The following is a 16,123-nucleotide window of genomic DNA, read 5'->3' as shown; positions in this document are numbered from 1 at the left end:
GGGCCCCATCTCCGACGTTCGCCGACCGTCACTAAGTGTCAGTGGCCCGGCGGCTGCGTGGGCGGCGCCGGCGGAGGGTACGAACCGGGCGCGGCGCTGGGCTGCTGCTGGTGAGGGCCAGAAGGCTGCGGCACAAAGCCGCCGGGGCCACCCGCGGGCGGACCATTACGACGGTTCTTCTTGACGACCAGCACTACAACCAGGATGACGACGAGGAGGCCGACCACACCCCCGACGATGCCGATGATGACGCCGTTACTCATGCCCTTGTCGCTGCCGCTCTGGGCCGTCGGCTCAGCGCCGTTGTCCTTGCCGCCCTTGCCGGGCGCCTTGGACGAGCCATCGCTGAGAGCGGGAAGCGGCCCGTTCTTCGAGCCTGCGGGGATACTCTTGGTCAGGGCACTGTACGGCTTGATGATGCCGTAGCCGTAGTGGGGATCAGGAAGGTTTTTACCCTTCAAACCACTCGGCAGGTATGCCGTCTTCACGAGACGGTTGGCAATCTGACCAGCGGTCAGATTCGGAAACTTCGCACGCAGGAGGGCGGCGGCGGCTGATACGTACGCTGTGGCGTCTGACGTCCCATTTGCCAACCTGTATGGGTCCTCCACACCTGCAGAGCGGATATGCACTCCTGGAGCCAGCAATTTGATGTGCGGCCCGTAGTTGGAGAACTTCCAGACTTTGAGATCAATGTCCGCCGCTCCCACCGCAAGGACTCCACGCGCTACTGCAGGGTTGCGTGGGGAGTTCACGCCAGAATTTCCGGATCCCGCAACCACCAGCACATCGTGCTTCCGGGCATAGTCAACAGCCGCCTGTTCAGCAGCTGAGGGTTCTACGCCATCAGTCATGAATGACATATTCACAACACGCGCACCGTGGTCTACGGCGTACCTCAGCGGTTCGGCGTAGGACATTGTCTCGTCGCTGGACTCAGAGCCCCCCTCAGGATCTCCAAGGTCAATTCCAACAGGGAGAATCTTGGCGTCAGGGGCCAGCCCCTTGACGCCGTCGCCGCCCCCAGGCCCATGCCCATGCCCAGCAATGAGCGACGCCATGGCCGTGCCGTGCTCACGATCGCCCCACGGATGATCTGCCGATCCCCCTCCGGTCAGGAAACTCTTCCCTGCAAGCACGTTTCCTTTGAGGTCGGGATGGCTTCCGTCCACCGGGTCATCGATGACCGCAATCGTGACGCCCTTCCCTGTCGACACCTTCCAGATATCGTCAACCCCAAAGACCGTCAACGGCCACTGGTCTTTCCTGATCTGATCTGCCGAAGCAACCGGCGCGGTGCCGAAGAGCAGCGCCCCCGCCACCACCGCGCCACCCACCGCACGCAGCGTCCGCGTGAAGCTCATGCCGTAACACCTTCCTTACAGAGTTGGGGCCCGCAGCCTGAGGGGCTGCGGGCCCCAAGCATGTCTGTCGATTGCTTGACCGGCCGGTCCTACTCGATGACCGGAGGAGCCACGTTACGCTTCGACGTCCAGGTCTCCTCTTCCTCCACAAGGTAATCGGGACGGCTCGCGTCATTCCCCTTACCCTCGCCCTTGGCGCCGGGCGCACCATGCGCGCCGCCCATCATGCCTGCCGGACGGCGTCCACCCGAATTCGCGCCGGATGCCGTTCCGCCTCGACTGCGATGCAGGCCGGATCCACCCTGGGCTCCGCCGCCGCTAGCCTTGCCGCCGCCCGGAGAGCCGATGGTGCCACCCTTCTGCCGCGCCAGAGCACCGCCAGCACCGGCGCGTCCAGCACCAGCGCCCTTCCCGGCGCCGCCACCATGCATGCCGCCCATACCAGGCATACCGGTGCGTCCAGAGCGAGAGCCCGGACCGTTGGGGCCAGTGCCAGGAGTACCGCTCTTAAGGCCACCCGCGCCACCACTCTTAAGACCACCAGTGCCACCACGGCCGGGCGGCATCCCGTTCGGCATGCCGATGGGACCAGGACCACCGCTGGGACCGTGGGGACCACCGCCGCTGGGCATGTGCAGGCCGCCGCCTCCGGGGGGGCCTCCACTGGGACCGTTGGGGACTTTCAGCCCGGGACCGGCGCTATCGAGACCAGTCCCGACGTCAGGCATCTTGGGGTGCTTCAGTTCACCCATGCCACCACTGATGCCCGGCTGCTTAAGGTCCGGGGATGTGGGCATATTCGGGGTGCTACCGGACGTCATGCCCCGCTTCGGCAGCTTGAGTCCACCGCCACCACCCTTAAGTCCACCAGAGGGCATCATGGGCTGGTTAATGCCGCCCGGACCATTGTTCTGGTCCTTCTTGTCGTGCTCGGGGATCTTGTCATCAATCCCCCCCTTCCCCGGCTCCGGCGGCTTCAGCTTCCTCGAATTCGTCATGTACGCCGAGGCCAAGTCCTCCATCGCCACAGTCGACTCGAGCCGAAGCGTCTGGTCGTCATCCAGATCGTCCTTGTTCGCCTTCAGGAGACCCCGAGCACTTGCGCCCTTCTTGAGTGCGTCGTCCAGTTCGTCGTCGTCGATCCCCCCTCCGAACGACCCCCAGTCGAAGAGATCGCCAAAGCCCCAGCCGTCGTCCTTCATCGCGATCTTGTCGACAGCGTCCTGAAGGCTCTTGGCCGTGTCCCCCATGACGCCCGCCGTGCCGGCAGCCCAAGGCGCCCCGGCCTTGAAGTTCTCGGCGATCTGGTTAGCCCTCTTTTGGAAGCGATCAGCAGACTCGCCCTGCCAGTGTTCCATCACCTTTTCCACGGCCTTGGAGAATTTCTTCCCCAGTTCCTCCAGGTCGTCGGAAAGGTTCTGCCAGTGTCGAGCGACAGTCCGAACCGCCTCGGGATTGGCGCCATCCAGCATATCCTTCAGACCGTTGAAGTTTTGCAGGTTGAAGTTCGTTACCCACGGATCCTGGTACCCGTTTGCGGGCACGCCACCCTTGCCTTCACTCACCTGTCGGCCCCCTTTTCCCTCAGCTGGCAATCAACCGATGCACTGTCGGCATCACTGCAACTTGTTCTTGTTCTGCTGCTCGGCGTCATCGTAGGCTTCCTTCGTCTTCTTGGCCTTCTGGCCAAAATCCTCGACCAACTTCTCGATCAGGCTGACGATGTGATCCTCGATGTACCTTTTCATGTCAGTGTGAGCCTTGTGCAAATGATCGCGCTCTTCAAACTTCTTCCCCAAAACGTCAGGGGACAGGTAAGTCCCGTTCGCAGCCTTACCCTTCGTCCCACCCATGTCCTTCAGGACACCATTGAGCTCCTTGACAACCTGATCCAAGGCGTCAAGATTAACGCGGTATTCCTTAGCCATGACTGGCCTCCCCGTTCGTGCCAATACCATTCTTACGTCGCCAGTCACGCAACGCGACGGCGGAGCCAACGACCGTGCCGACGGCCAGGATTGCGCCGCCGACGATGTAGATGGAGTAGCGAGCGCGCCGGTCCTCTTCGCTTTCGCCCAGGGTGACCGAGACCGGTCGGATGTTGAGGCCGGCGGCCGAGTTCTTGATTTTGTCCGGCTGAGGTTCGCCGGTGGGCCGCTCGTCGTCGTTGAGGGCCGCTACCGGGTCAACGACACCCCAGCCGATGAAGTCATCGCGTTTCGTGTTGACGCGTGCCGCGGTCTTTTCCAGGTGCCAGATGACTTCCTGAGGCGTCCACCGCCCGCCAGGCTTTTCGTTCTTGTGCTTCGCAATGAGCAGAGCCGCGGCTCCCGCGGCGTACGGTGCAGCGAAGCTGGTGCCCTGGTCTACGCAGTTGCCCCCGTCGGGAACGGTGGAGACCATGCTGACGCCCGGGGCCGCGATATTGACGAACGATCCGGACTGGGAAAAGGGCGCGCGCTCGTTGTTGCGGTCGGAGGCGGCTACCGCCATCACGTTGGGATAGTCCTCGGAGTAGGCGGCCGGCCACATGTCCTTCTTGCCGCCGTCGGCGCCGCCGTTGCCCGCTGAGGCAACGATCAGGACCTTGTGCTCATTGGCATAACGGACTGCGTCCTCAAGGAATTGCAGGCGTACCCTACTGGCGTCCGTACCCTGGGAGATATTGATGATGTCGACGCCCAGGTCGGTCGCTTTTTTGATGGCCTTGGCCAGGTTCTCGGCCTTGCTGCCGTTTTCCGAGTTGGTCGTTTTGAACGGGATGATCTTCGCTCCGGGCGCAATGCCGGTGAAACCGGAGCCCCGGATCTGATGGGCAGCGATGATGCCCGCGACCTTGGTGCCGTGACCGACCTGGTCCTGGTCCGGCTTGCCGCCACCGGCGATGCTTACGCCCGGAGAGAGCGCGGGCGCGATCTGCTGGTTGTTTCGATCAACACCCGTGTCGATGACGGCAACCTTGACGCCCTGCCCCGTCTTGCCGTTCGCCCACAACTGAGTGGTCAGGAGGCGCTGGAGCGACCAGGGGGTCTCTTTGATGTTGTTGGTGTTGAACTTGCATTCGCCACTGTTGAGCGGCATGTTCTCGTCCGCGACCGCCGGCGCGGCGGTCGCGCAGGACAGGCCGGTGACGCAAGCCGCCGTGACCAGTGCGCCCGCCGCTCGTCGGCGGTGCCCGGCTCGGTGACCAATGGCGCGAGATCCCACGGGTTGTCTGCTCTCCATCTGTGGCGTAACGGTCAGGAACGAGGGGTGAAAGGCGAGGGGGAAGGGCGAGGAAGAGGCGGGAGGTCTGCGGAGGAATTGGGGTGGAAGCCGCGAAGCGGAGGTGGACGGCAGAAGGGCGAGCGCACTATTTGCAGCGCGCTCGCCCTCATTGACCACTGTGCGAGCCGTGAGGGCTGCTCAGCCGGTTGCCATCCGTACCTGTGCTGACGCGAGGTCAGCCCGCCCAGATACCGGCGTTCTTGTGCTCAGTGCTCTGGTAGTTCTGAGCGGCCTGGTCCAGCGCCTTGGCGATGGCCTCGAGCGTCGAGTGCAGAGAAGCGGCGCGCTGGTCCCACTCGCGCTGGCGGGCCTGGTAGCCCTCCTGCGCCGAGCCTTCCCAGCTCGCAGCGATCTTCTTGACGCCCGCCTCGAGGTCGTCGAGCTGCTGACGGATCTTGTTCGCCGTGTTGCGCACGTCGGAACTTGCCTGCTGGATCGTCGCAAAATTAACGAGGATCTGGCCGGACATGATGTCTCCTCAGGAGTTGGTGAAGCCTGGTCGATTCACAAGCCACAACGGGGCCGACAGGTCGGCTGGCGCTGCGGCGAGGCCGGCGCGCCGCGGGAGGCGGCGCGGCCGCATCATCCGAACGGGGAGTCCGCCGATGCGTTGACGTGCGAGATCGACTGCGCCTGCTCCTCTTCGGAGGCGGAGTAGTTCTTCGTGGTCTGGTCGATCGCTTCCTTGATCTCAGCCAGAAGCTGGTTGATCCGGTTCGCGTCGTCGTTCACCTTCGACTGCAGCTGGTTGTACTGAGTGGCCGCAGCACCCCTCCACCCAGACGTGATGTTGTCGACGACCGTGTTCAGGTGACGGATCTCGCCCTCGATCGCCTGGTTGACGGAGGCGATCTTGCCGCTGAACGCGACCATCTCCTCTTCAGTGGTTGTGTACTGCTGACCAGCCATAGTCAACGTCCCCCATGAGACTTGTACGTCGACCGCGCGGCATCAGGTGACGGCGCTGCGCGGTTGGCATCTCCTGTTGATGCCTTGGGCCACATTACCCACTCCATACGGTTGTTCCCAACAGGGGGCGGGTACTTGTGACGGGATCACAACATTGTCAACTACCCGTGGCCGGAACGTTGTTCGCGGGAATGGGATAGATGGGGCGGTATCGGTCTACCCCGGGGGGATACGGCGCACTACTACGACAGACCGCGCCGGTGCCCCATGACAGGGACCGGCGCGGCCGGGCGTCAGGAGCCCTGCGGCTGCTCCGCTGCCTCCATGTTCAGGGACGGGCCCGAGGAGAGCAGTTGCGACCAGTCCTTCAGGATCGCCGGGACCTTCGCTCCCGCATAGCCGAGGTGGGCCTGGTTCTGCCCGACCTCCTGGTCGGCCTTGCCGGCCTTGTTCCCGCCGTCGTTATTGATCGGCACGGGGTACCGAAGACCGGTGTCGGTGACGAGGTACATGGAACCGTCGCTGGGCTTCTGCTTCGCGTTGTTCACCTCCATGTACAGCTGACCGCTGCCAGGGGTGACGTACGCGGTGGAGCCGGACGGGGTCTCGGCCGGGTATTTGTCACCCACCCAGGTGCCCATGTCCGGTACGCCGTTCGGGTATCCGAGCTTGTCGCTGCCGGGGAACTTACTGTTGGTGCCCTTGTAGAAGTTGCAGGTCACACCGTTGTCGGTGGGAACGGCCGGACCACCGGTCTGTGATGCTTCCTTGAAGTAGTTGGCCATCTCGACGTCCTCGATCGGCCAGGGGTTGTCATAGCCGTAGAACTTGCCGTGGAAGTCCTTGTACCGACTGTTGTTGTCCTCGTCAGGCGCCGGGTGGATCCTCGCGCTGGACAGCGAGGGCACCTTCAGCTCCTTGCCGCTGTGGGTGGGGTCCAGCTTCTTGGCGTTCTCGCCGTTGACCAGCATGTTGGCGATGAAGTCCGAGACCTGCTCGACGTCGGTCTTGGTCACGACGTACTTCTGGCTCGTTGAGCTGTCCTGGACCACCGTGCCGACCGTGCGGTACTGGTCGGGAACAGCGTTGGGGGGAGCGGTGGTCGTCGTGCCGACGCCTTCCACCGGCGGCTCGAAGATCGGGATCGGGCTGGGGATGAGCGTGTTCAGCCATTGATCGGTGACCTGCTGCGGTGACCGCCCATGGAAGACCGCTCGACGCAGGTCCTCGTTGGCCTGGTCCGCCGCACTCTTGGACATGGGCCGCCGGCCCATCATCGTGGCGTCGAACTCGAACTTCATCCCCTTCTCGTCGACCAGGTACTTCTTCCCCTCAGGATCCTGCACATACAGCGCCTGGTGCAGATCCAGCACGCCCGGGCTCTTGTCGAACTGCTCCTTGTCCTTGCCCCCAAGGACGAACACGGACTGCTGCGGCTTGCTGCCGCTGCTACTGCCGGGACGGTTGCACACCGCCCAGGTCTTCGGCTTGTCGACGTCCTCCTTGGCGGGCAGGCGGTCCGGAGCGAACGGGATGCCGATGGCCGGGCCGTGGCTGATCTTTCCGTCCAGCTGCTCCTCAGTGACCTTGACGACCTGGAACTTGTTCGGGTCGAGAAGAAGTCGGGCCGATGCGAGGTTCAGGACGGGGTGGAGCAGCTTCCGGTCCTTGCCATTGGCGTCCTGGTCGTTCAACACGACATAGCGCGTGGTGGACGGGTCCCCGACGAGTACGTTGCCGCCGACGTCGTCCCAGCCCTGCGGAGCGACAGGCTTGATGATCCCGCAAGCTCCGAACCCCACGAGAATCAGGACACTGACCACGATGCCGGGCACCACCGCCTTGAGCGGCTTCGGTGCGCTCTCGATCGAGCCATTTGGCAGCGGCTTCAGGAATGCCGCATTCGTGCGCTTTCGCGCGAACGAATACGCATTTAGCTCGTCCCGACGTGATGCCATTGTTGCTTTCTCTCCCCGCCTGTCGGATCTACCAACGACCGCCCCCGGCACTCACGCCGTAGCGCCCTCTACTATGCCGTGTGTCGATCGACCCGTACCGTACGGGTGCCACCTTCCAACACACCAGTCTCGGCGGCGGCGATACGCCTAGAGGCCACACCACCAGTAGAGGAGCAGGCCGGGGGATGTCCAGCGCCACCAGGGCTCGACGCCGCAACGGGCGGCAACAGCAGCAACAGCCTTCCGCTGCACCGCAATATGCGGGAAATGCTGGCCAAAACGGCACAGCGCGGGGCAATAGAGGAAATCGCGGCCAGGGTCCGGCGCCCCGTCCGTCCGGCCCGGTGTCGCCGCGTCTGCGTCAACAGGCCGGGAATATCGGCGGTGTTCGGGTACAGCAGCTGGCCATCGTCGAAATCGCCGCCGCGCTGGTATTGGTGGGTCTGTCGATCGACCACCCGGTCGCACTGATCACCTCGATCGTGCTGGCGGCCGTACTGGTGATCTTCGCGCTCGGCCGACGGCGTAAGATTCCGCTGCCGGAATGGATCACGACCGTGCGCGCGATGAAGCGCCGCGGCAAGAACGGTAATTCCGCGCTCGCCGCCACGCAGGGCGTCGACCCGGCGTTCGCTCCGGTCGTGGAGTGCGAACCGGCGCTGCGGACCTACGAGTACACGACGGACTCGGACCAGCGCGCCATCGGCTTCGTCGGGGACGGAACGTTCCTGACGGCGATCGTTCAGGTGGATGCCCGCGACGAGCCGCTGCGGCCGCAGCGCGGCAGCCACATGATGCCGCTCGAGGTGCTGCACACCGCGCTCGACGTGGAGGACATCCACCTGGAGTCGGTGCAGTTCGTGCAGTACACCCAGCCGGCGCCTGCGCCGCATCTGCCCGAACAGGCCGTCGCGGCCCGTTCGTACGCGCCGCTGCAGGCGCAGGCCCAGACTCCCGCCCTGCAGCTGACGTGGATCGCGCTCAAGCTCGACCCGGAGCTTTCCTCCGAGGCCATCGAGGCCCGCGGCGGTGGGCTGGAGGGCACCCAGCGCTCACTGCTGCGCGCCGCCGACCAGCTCGTCAGCCGGCTCACCGCACACGGTGTACGCGCCAAGGTGCTCAACGAGCGCGAGGTCGTGGCCGCGGTCGGCACCGCGGTGTGCGTCAGCCCGCGGGCCGCCAGCGGTGCGATGGGACGGGACGGGCGGGCCGCCCGGCGTACCCAGGAGACGACGCGGGCGATGCGCTGCGACGACCGCTGGCACTCCACCTACTGGATCGGCCGCTGGCCCCAACTGGGCGAGGGCGGTGCACCGTTGGCGGCCATCACGCAGCTTCTGACCAGCACGCGGGCGATGGCGAGCACCTTCTCGCTGACCGCCACGCACGGCGGTGGCCGCCTCCCGGCGATCACGGGGTACGTCCGACTGTCGACCCGAAGTGAAAGCGAACTCTCCTCCGCACAGAACGAGTTGGAGCGCCGTTCCGGTTCCGTGAAGGTCGGCCTCGTACGCCTCGACCGCGAGCAGCTGCCCGGTCTGCTGGCCACGCTTCCCCTCGGAGGTACCCGCTGATGGCCACTCCCACCTATCAGCCCCGTGTCAATGTCCAGGGCAACGGCTGGCGCAACCCCCCGATCGGCGCCGACACCAGCCGCCGGCTCAACCACCAGCCCCGGCCGGAGGAAGAGGAGTCGGGCCCGACGGGACCGCGGCTCCGGCCCGGCTTCGGGCTGCGCGGACCGCGCCGCAACCCGCACGTCCTGACGGCCGAATCACTCGGTGCACTGACCCTGCCGGTCGGGGACGACGGCGTGATCATCGGCATCGATCCGCAGAACCAGCCCGCCGTCCTCAGCCTGCTGCGGCCCGCGCCGATGGAGATCGCGCTGGTCGGCAGCATGTGGATGGCGCAGGTGCTGGGGCTGCGTACGGTCGCCACCGGGGCGCGCGTCGCGGTGGAGACCGCCCGGCCGCAGGCCTGGGGCCAGATGGCGCAGGCCGCGGGCGGCGGGCAGCAGTGTGTGTCGATCCATGAGGTGCGCCAGATCGCGCCACAGGGACCGTCGGTTTCCAGCCCCGTCCTGGTCGTCCGCGACATGGGTGCGCGCCCGCCGCGCAATCAGCTCGCGCCGAGCCCCTGGCAGTCGGTGCTGACCGTGCTTCCGTTCCTGGGGCCGAGGTCACCGCAGATGCTGGCCCGCGCCGATCTGGTCGGTCTGCAGCGGCTGTCCCCCGAAGAGGCAGAGGTTGTGACGCGGATCATGCGGCTGCCCGAGCAGGTCGGTGCGGTGCTGCCGACGCTCAGCGACAACGCCATGCTGTGGTGCTCGCGCGACGGGCACCAGTTCGTGATGACCCAGCCGACGGAGGCGGAGACCAACCTGCTCGGCGGGCCGCGCCGTATGGACTGACCGAATTCCACGAATCTGTCGGCCGGTTGCCCCTGGGCGCTAAACGCAGCGCGTACGCAACCGGCCGCGGGCGCATTTTGCGGGCGCATCCACGGATGCGCCCGTAGGTGTGCCAATGGGGCTTGAAGACGACATGGCATCGACTGCCGTTATGGGCCGAGTCTTGACTAGGCTGTGTCGAGAGCGTCGAGAGCGCAGAGACACACCACAAAGGCAGTGCACGACGGCAGTCGATACGGGGATGGAGACAAGCAAGTGTTGGCGCAGCCCCGGGTGGCGCGTTCCGACGTCCGATACATCCGTTACATCCGATCGATCCGCCTGTATCCGGTCCTGCCGTTCAGGTGCGTTGCAGTAGACCAGGAGGCACAGTGAACGACCAGGAGGCTTTCCGCCCGGACGGGAACGATCCTGACGACGACCAGTCCGAGTTCGATCTGACCGGTGAGTTCAAGATCGATTTCACCGCCCCGGCCTGGTACGCCAGCAGCGACACCAGCGGGGGCGGCGCGAGCTCTGCGCCCGTTTCCCCGGCTCCTCCTGCGCCTGCGCCCGCAACTCCGCCTCTCGGAGGCCCCCCTCTTGGTGCGTCGACACCGGCGCCGCCGCCCACCGGGCAGCCGCTGCCGGGGCTCGCGCAGGGTGCGTCCGGCCCGACCGCGCCGGCATCGATGACACCGCCCTCGGACCTGGCGCCGCCCGGATTCCCGATGCTGCGGCCCACCGAGCCGGACAATCAGGCTCCTGCCGAGGCACGGGAGCCCGCGCCGACTGCGGACGCCGGCAACGACAATGTGCGTGCGGGCTCTGGTGTCGATCCCTCGGCCTCGCTCTGGGACGACGACGATGACGACGAGCCGGCCGCGGAGGAGACCACCCCGGCGGCCGGGTCCGAGGCGGCGGCGCAGCCGGAGGCCACCGGTGGCGACGCCGCGGCGCCCGCTCCCGCGCCTCAGGCGGCCGAGCAGCCCGCTCCGGCCGAGGGCCAGGCCGCGGTGCCCGCGCAGGCTCAGCAGGCCGCACAGGGCCAGCCACAGCAGGGTGTGCCGCAGCAGGTGCAGCCGCAGCCGGACGTCGCGCAGCAGGCGGCTCCGCAGCAAGGGGCGCCGCAGGGTGCTCCCCAGCAGGGTGTGCCGCAACAGGGCGCGCCCTGGGGTGCCGCCCCGGAGGGTCAGCAGCAGGGGGTTCCCCAGCAGGGTGGACTGCCGCCGCTGCCGCCGGAGTTCCCGCCCGCGGACCCGCGCATGGCACAGGCCCAGGCCGCCCAGCCGCAGCCACAGCAGCAGCCCCAGCCGCAGCAGCAGGCGCCCGCCCAGCAGCAGCCGCCGCAACAGCAGCCGCAGCAGCCCCAGGCCGGTTACCCGCAGCAGGCCCAGCAGCAGCCGCAGCAGGCCTACCCGCAGCAGCAGGGCCAGCCCGGCCAGCCGCAGCCCGCCTACGGCTATCCGCAGCCCGCGTACGGCTACCCCCAGCAGCAGGCCCAGCAGCAGCCCCAGCAGCAGCACCCCAACGCGGCCGCCCAGCAGGGCGCTTACGGCTATCCGCAGCAGGGCGCCCAGGGTTACCCGCAGCAGGGCCAGCAGCAGGCGGCGCCCGGTTACGACCAGCAGCAGGCGCAGCAGCAGGCCCAGCTCCAGGCCCAGCAGGCGGCCCAGGCCCAGCAGGCACAGCAAGCCCAGCAGGCGGCCCAGGCCCAGCAAGCCCAGCAGGCTCAGGCTCAGGCTCAGGCTCAGCAACAGGCCCAGCAGGCCCAGGCGTTCCCCGGCCAGCAGGCCGCCGACCCCAACGCCGCGGCGAACTACGCGCAGTACTCGCAGCCGGGCCAGCAGCAGCCGCAGCAGCGGGCCGCTCCGGGCGCGCCGCTCGGCTACAGCGCCGCCGTCGAGCTGTCCTCCGACCGGCTGCTGCGCAACCAGCCCAAGAAGCGCAAGCCGGGTGCCAACGCCCAGCCGTCGAAGTTCAAGCTGGGCGCGAAGAAGGAAGAGGCGGAGCGCCAGCAGAAGCTGGCTCTGATCCGTACGCCGGTGATGTCCTGCTACCGGATCGCGGTGATCAGCCTCAAGGGCGGCGTCGGCAAGACGACGACCACCACGGCGCTGGGCTCGACCCTCGCGTCCGAGCGGCAGGACAAGATCCTGGCGATCGACGCCAACCCGGACGCCGGCACGCTCGGCCGACGGGTGCGCCGCGAGACCGGTGCGACCATCCGTGACCTGGTGCGCGAGATCCCGAATCTGCACAGCTACATGGACATCCGCCGGTTCACCTCGCAGTCCCCCTCGGGTCTGGAGATCCTCGCCAACGACGTCGACCCGGCCGTCTCGACGACCTTCAACGACCAGGACTACCGGCGGGCGATCGACGTCCTGGGCAGGCAGTACCCGATCATCCTCACCGACTCGGGTACGGGTCTGCTCTACAGCGCGATGCGCGGGGTCCTCGATCTCGCCGACCAGTTGATCATCATCTCCACCCCGTCCGTGGACGGTGCGTCCAGCGCCAGTACGACGCTGGACTGGCTGTCCGCGCACGGCTACGCCGACCTGGTGCAGCGCGGTATCACGGTCATCTCCGGTGTGCGCGAGACCGGCAAGATGATCAAGATCGAGGACATCGTGTCGCACTTCGAGACCCGGTGCCGCGGTGTGGTCGTCGTCCCCTTCGACGAGCATCTCGCCGCCGGTGCCGAGGTCGATCTCGACATGATGCGGCCCAAGACCCGCGAGGCGTACTTCAACCTCTCCGCCATGGTGGCCGAGGACTTCGCGCGGCTGCAGCAGGGCCAGGGGATGTACCCCCAGCAGCAGATGGGCGGCGATCCGTACGCCCAGCAGCAGTACCAGCAGCAGTACCCCCAGCAGGGCCAGCCGCAGCAGGGCCAGCCGCAGCAGCAGGGCCAGCCCGCCCAGCCGCCGGCCGGTTACCCGCCGCAGCAGGGTGGCTGGACCCAGCAGCCCGGCCAGCCGCCGGCCGGCTGGCAGCAGCAACAGCCCGCTCCGGACGCGCCGTTGCCGGACGGCGGCGGGTGGACGCAGCAGCCGCCTCCGCAGTGAGCGGGGCGTAGGGCAGAGAATGGGCAGGGGCCCCGCACATGGTGCGGGGCCCCTGCCCATTCTGCCTCTGGCGCGTCCTGGCGGCCTTCGGGCGGCGGGAGGCGCCGGGGTCCCGCCCCGGTGGCCGGTACCGCCCGTGCCGCCCCGTCAGGACGACTCGGCGATCAGCCCCCGCGCCTGCTTCACATCGATCGCCATCCGCTCCAGCAGGGCGTCGAGGGTGTCGAACTTCTCCTGGCCGCGGATATAGGCGAGGAAGTCCACGGCGACGTGCAGGCCGTACAGGTCCAGGCCGACGCGGTCGATGGCGTAGGCCTCGACCGTGCGCACCTTGCCGTCGAACTGCGGGTTGGTGCCGACCGAGATCGCCGCCGGCATCGGCTCGCCCTCGACGTGCAGCAGGCCCGCGTAGACGCCGTCGGCCGGGATCGCGGTGTGCGGCAGGGTCTCGACGTTGGCCGTCGGGAAGCCCATCTCGCGGCCTCGCTGGGCGCCGCGTACGACGATGCCCTCGACGCGGTGCGGGCGCCCCAGGACCTCCCGTGCGCCCGTCACATCGCCCTCGGCGACCAGGCGCCGGGTGAGCGTGGAGGAGAACGCCTCGCCGCCGCCCGCCGCACCGCGCTCGAAGAGGTCGATGACCTCCACGGTGTAGTCGTAGGTGGCGCCGAGTTCGGCGAGGGTGGCGACCGTGCCGCTCGCCTTGTGCCCGAAGCGGAAATTGGGGCCCTCGACGACGACCTGCGCGTGCAGCTTGTCGACCAGGACCTTGACCACGAAGTCGGCGGGCGCCAGCTTCGAGAATTCCTTGGTGAAGGGGAGGATCAGTACGGCGTCCACGCCCAGCTCCGCCATCAGCTCCGCGCGCCGGTGGTGCGGCGCGAGCAGCGGTGGGTGGGTGCCGGGCCGTACGACCTCGCTCGGATGCGGGTCGAAGGTGACGACCACCGCGGGAACGCCCAGCTCACGAGCGCGCGCAACGGCCTTCCCGATGATCAATTGGTGGCCGCGGTGCACACCGTCGTACGAGCCGATGGTGACGACGCTGCGTCCCCAGCCCTCGGGGATGTCCTCCAAGCCACGCCAGCGCTGCACTGTGCCCGCTCCTCGCCCGTACCCTTGTCCGTCCACTGCGCCATTTCGCCATGACACAGGTCTAAGACTGCCATGCCGGGGGCGGCGCTTCGCGCGAAGGGTGCCCCGCTGGGGCCCGGGGCCGGTTTCCGGGCGGGGGCGGCCCGGCGGAACGGGGTGCGGTCGGCCTCCGCGACGGCGTACGGGGCGGCGTACGGGGCGGCGTACGCCCCGCCGCGGTGCCCCGGCCGCCCCGGGCGTCGGTCGTGCGGCCGACGGGGGCCTGCGCGGCGGCCACGGACACGGCCGCATCCACGACAACTCCCCTATCGGGTAAGGGAGTTGTGGTGGCAATCCCGCGCCCGCCCTCGTCGCCGGATCCGGCGAACCGCTCGCACGCGCCCCCGTCCGCGCCGTGATTCACTCCGCGCGCCGCGCCGAATGAGTGAATCATCATGCCGCGCTGGACAGAGACAAGGCGAGGGGGATGGTGGAGCGCGGGCCGGCGCCGGCCGGGCCGGGCGGCCCGCGTTCCACCACCTCTCCCCCGCCCTCCGGTACCACCGCGCCCGCCCGAAGAATGGCCCGCCCGAAGCCCTGGGCGCAGCAAACGCCGGTGGCCGGCCCCGGCGCGTGGGTCACGCGCCGGAACCGGCCACCGGTCAGTGCCGTCGGCGTCAGCCGAACACGGCCAGGCTCTTCGCCTTCCCGCCCTGGTTCTCGACCAGCGCCAGGAACGTGCCGTCGGGCCCGAACGCCGCCACCGGGCCGCTGCCCTCGAACAGCGGCATCGGGATCCGCGCGCCGTTCATCAACAGCCGCACCTGCGGCTCGGCGACGTCCCAGCGGGTGAACGCCGCGGCCGCCGCCTCCCCGATCGGCATGACCGGCAGCCCCGGGCCCTCGGTGTCGTCCACCGCCGTCTGCAGCTGCTCCAGCGTGCGGGCCCGGTCCAGCTTGTACGGGCCCACCCGGGTGCGGCGCAGCGCCGTCAGATGGCCGCCGACGCCCAGCCCGGCGCCCAGGTCGCGGGCCAGCGCGCGGATGTACGTACCGGACGAGCACTCGACGGAGACCAGCAGATCGGTCACCGGGGTGCCGTCCTCCGCCTCCGTCTCCTCGGCCGAATAGACCACGAACGAGGAGACCGTCACCGGCCGGGCCGGGATCTCCACGTCCTCGCCGTCCCGGACCCGCGAGTAGGACCGCTTGCCATCGATCTTGATGGCGCTGACCTTCGACGGGACCTGCATGATCGCGCCGGACAGCTGGGCGACCCCGGCGTCGATGTCCTCGCGGGCGATGCCGTGCGCCGCCTTGGACGCCGTGATCTCCCCCTCGGCGTCGTCGGTGACGGTCGTCTGGCCGAGCCGGATCGTGCCGACGTACTCCTTCTCCGTCAGCGCGAGGTGGCCCAGGAGCTTGGTGGCCCGTTCGATGCCGAGGACGAGTACGCCCGTGGCCATCGGGTCGAGCGTGCCGGCGTGCCCGACCCGGCGGGTGCGGGCCATACCGCGCATCTTCGCCACGACGTCGTGCGAAGTGAAGCCGGCCGGCTTGTCGACGATGACAAGTCCGCCCGGCTTGTTGCTCTCACGCTTCATTCTGCCGCTCGGCCCTCGTCGTCCGCCTCGTCGGCGTCGTCGCCCGGCTTGCGGTACGGGTCGGCCTCACCGGCGTACTGGGCGCCCGAGGACGCCTCGCGCACCTTGGCGTCCGAGGCCCGCGCCTTGTCGAGCAGATCGTCGATCGTCTTGGCGTTCTCCGGCAGGGCGTCCGGCACGAACGCCAGGGTCGGCGTGAACTTCGTACCGGCCGCGGCGCCCACCGCGGAGCGCAGGATGCCCTTGGCGCTCTCCAGGCCGGCGGCCGCGCTGGCACGCTCCTCGTCGTCCCCGTAGACCGTGTAGAAGACCGTCGCCTCCCGCAGGTCGCCGGTGACCCGGGTGTCCGTGATGGTCACATGCGTACCGAGCCGCGGGTCCTTGATACCGCGCTGCAGCTTCTGGGCGACCACCTCCCGGATGAGGTCCGCCAGCTTCTTCGCCCGCGCATTGTCGGCCACTGGTCCGTCTCCTTCTTGTC

At 68.0% G+C, this 16,123-nt stretch carries 13 protein-coding genes; 3 read left to right on the top strand and 10 right to left on the bottom strand.

Annotation, left to right across the window (positions count from 1 at the left end; translation table 11 throughout):
* Nucleotides 1-38: 38 nt before the first annotated feature.
* The 7 genes from AC5677_RS28385 to AC5677_RS28355 form a co-directional block, all read right to left on the bottom strand.
* Nucleotides 39-1,364: a S8 family peptidase gene (locus AC5677_RS28385; protein ID WP_497190745.1), complete on the bottom strand. Its 1,326-nt coding sequence runs from the start codon at nt 1,362-1,364 to the stop codon at nt 39-41.
* Between the two features lie 89 nt (nt 1,365-1,453).
* Nucleotides 1,454-2,929: a WXG100 family type VII secretion target gene (locus tag AC5677_RS28380; protein WP_497190744.1), complete on the bottom strand. Its 1,476-nt coding sequence runs from the start codon at nt 2,927-2,929 to the stop codon at nt 1,454-1,456.
* Between the two features lie 51 nt (nt 2,930-2,980).
* Nucleotides 2,981-3,292 carry a hypothetical protein gene (locus tag AC5677_RS28375; protein ID WP_497190743.1) on the bottom strand — a complete coding sequence of 104 codons (312 nt, stop codon included), beginning with the start codon at nt 3,290-3,292 and terminating at the stop codon, nt 2,981-2,983.
* Entirely contained in the window at nt 3,285-4,571 is a 1,287-nt protein-coding gene (locus AC5677_RS28370) for a S8 family serine peptidase (RefSeq protein ID WP_497190742.1), read from the bottom strand. Before AC5677_RS28370 ends, AC5677_RS28375 begins: the two co-directional genes overlap by 8 nt.
* 235 nt (nt 4,572-4,806) lie before the next feature.
* On the bottom strand, nt 4,807-5,100 hold the full coding sequence (locus tag AC5677_RS28365) for a WXG100 family type VII secretion target (RefSeq protein ID WP_497190741.1): 294 nt from the start codon (nt 5,098-5,100) through the stop codon (nt 4,807-4,809).
* Nucleotides 5,101-5,213: 113 nt separating this feature from the next.
* Complete coding sequence (locus tag AC5677_RS28360; protein WP_403512934.1) at nt 5,214-5,540, bottom strand: WXG100 family type VII secretion target; 327 nt, start codon at nt 5,538-5,540, stop codon at nt 5,214-5,216.
* Between the two features lie 293 nt (nt 5,541-5,833).
* A complete protein-coding gene (locus tag AC5677_RS28355; RefSeq protein ID WP_497190740.1) occupies nt 5,834-7,498 on the bottom strand; it encodes a type VII secretion protein EccB in 1,665 nt (554 codons plus the stop codon).
* A gap of 344 nt (nt 7,499-7,842) precedes the next feature.
* Between AC5677_RS28355 and eccE the strand changes: the two genes are divergently transcribed.
* The 3 genes from eccE (at nt 7,843) to AC5677_RS28340 (ending at nt 12,964) form a co-directional block, all read left to right on the top strand.
* Nucleotides 7,843-9,072 carry a type VII secretion protein EccE gene (gene eccE / locus AC5677_RS28350; RefSeq protein ID WP_497190739.1) on the top strand — a complete coding sequence of 410 codons (1,230 nt, stop codon included), beginning with the start codon at nt 7,843-7,845 and terminating at the stop codon, nt 9,070-9,072.
* A complete protein-coding gene (locus AC5677_RS28345; protein WP_497190738.1) occupies nt 9,072-9,911 on the top strand; it encodes a hypothetical protein in 840 nt (279 codons plus the stop codon). The genes eccE and AC5677_RS28345 overlap by 1 nt, the downstream gene beginning before the upstream one ends.
* A 371-nt stretch (nt 9,912-10,282) precedes the next feature.
* Entirely contained in the window at nt 10,283-12,964 is a 2,682-nt protein-coding gene (locus AC5677_RS28340) for an SCO5717 family growth-regulating ATPase (RefSeq protein WP_497190737.1), read from the top strand.
* Between the two features lie 147 nt (nt 12,965-13,111).
* Here AC5677_RS28340 and AC5677_RS28335 read toward each other — a convergent pair whose 3' ends face one another.
* The 3 genes from AC5677_RS28335 to rbfA form a co-directional block, all read right to left on the bottom strand.
* Nucleotides 13,112-14,059: a bifunctional riboflavin kinase/FAD synthetase gene (locus AC5677_RS28335; RefSeq protein WP_497190736.1), complete on the bottom strand. Its 948-nt coding sequence runs from the start codon at nt 14,057-14,059 to the stop codon at nt 13,112-13,114.
* Between the two features lie 656 nt (nt 14,060-14,715).
* Entirely contained in the window at nt 14,716-15,642 is a 927-nt protein-coding gene (truB, locus tag AC5677_RS28330; RefSeq protein WP_497190735.1) for a tRNA pseudouridine(55) synthase TruB, read from the bottom strand.
* Nucleotides 15,639-16,103 (bottom strand): 30S ribosome-binding factor RbfA, encoded by a 465-nt coding sequence (gene rbfA, locus AC5677_RS28325; protein WP_497190734.1) that lies wholly within the window; start codon nt 16,101-16,103, stop codon nt 15,639-15,641. Before rbfA ends, truB begins: the two co-directional genes overlap by 4 nt.
* Nucleotides 16,104-16,123 lie beyond the last annotated feature (20 nt).

Source organism: Streptomyces sp. JLSY215, from assembly GCF_059682825.1.
The sequence above is the reverse complement of the archived record's forward strand: the minus strand, read 5'-3'. Positions and strand labels throughout refer to the sequence as shown.

Coding starts and splice junctions, on each gene's coding strand:
- AC5677_RS28385 (WP_497190745.1), bottom strand. CDS start 1,364: ATGAGCTTCACGCGGACGCTGCGTGCGGTGGGTGGCGCGGTGGTGGCG.
- AC5677_RS28375 (WP_497190743.1), bottom strand. CDS start 3,292: ATGGCTAAGGAATACCGCGTTAATCTTGACGCCTTGGATCAGGTTGTC.
- AC5677_RS28365 (WP_497190741.1), bottom strand. CDS start 5,100: ATGTCCGGCCAGATCCTCGTTAATTTTGCGACGATCCAGCAGGCAAGT.
- AC5677_RS28360 (WP_403512934.1), bottom strand. CDS start 5,540: ATGGCTGGTCAGCAGTACACAACCACTGAAGAGGAGATGGTCGCGTTC.
- AC5677_RS28355 (WP_497190740.1), bottom strand. CDS start 7,498: ATGGCATCACGTCGGGACGAGCTAAATGCGTATTCGTTCGCGCGAAAG.
- AC5677_RS28345 (WP_497190738.1), top strand. CDS start 9,072: ATGGCCACTCCCACCTATCAGCCCCGTGTCAATGTCCAGGGCAACGGC.
- truB (WP_497190735.1), bottom strand. CDS start 15,642: ATGAAGCGTGAGAGCAACAAGCCGGGCGGACTTGTCATCGTCGACAAG.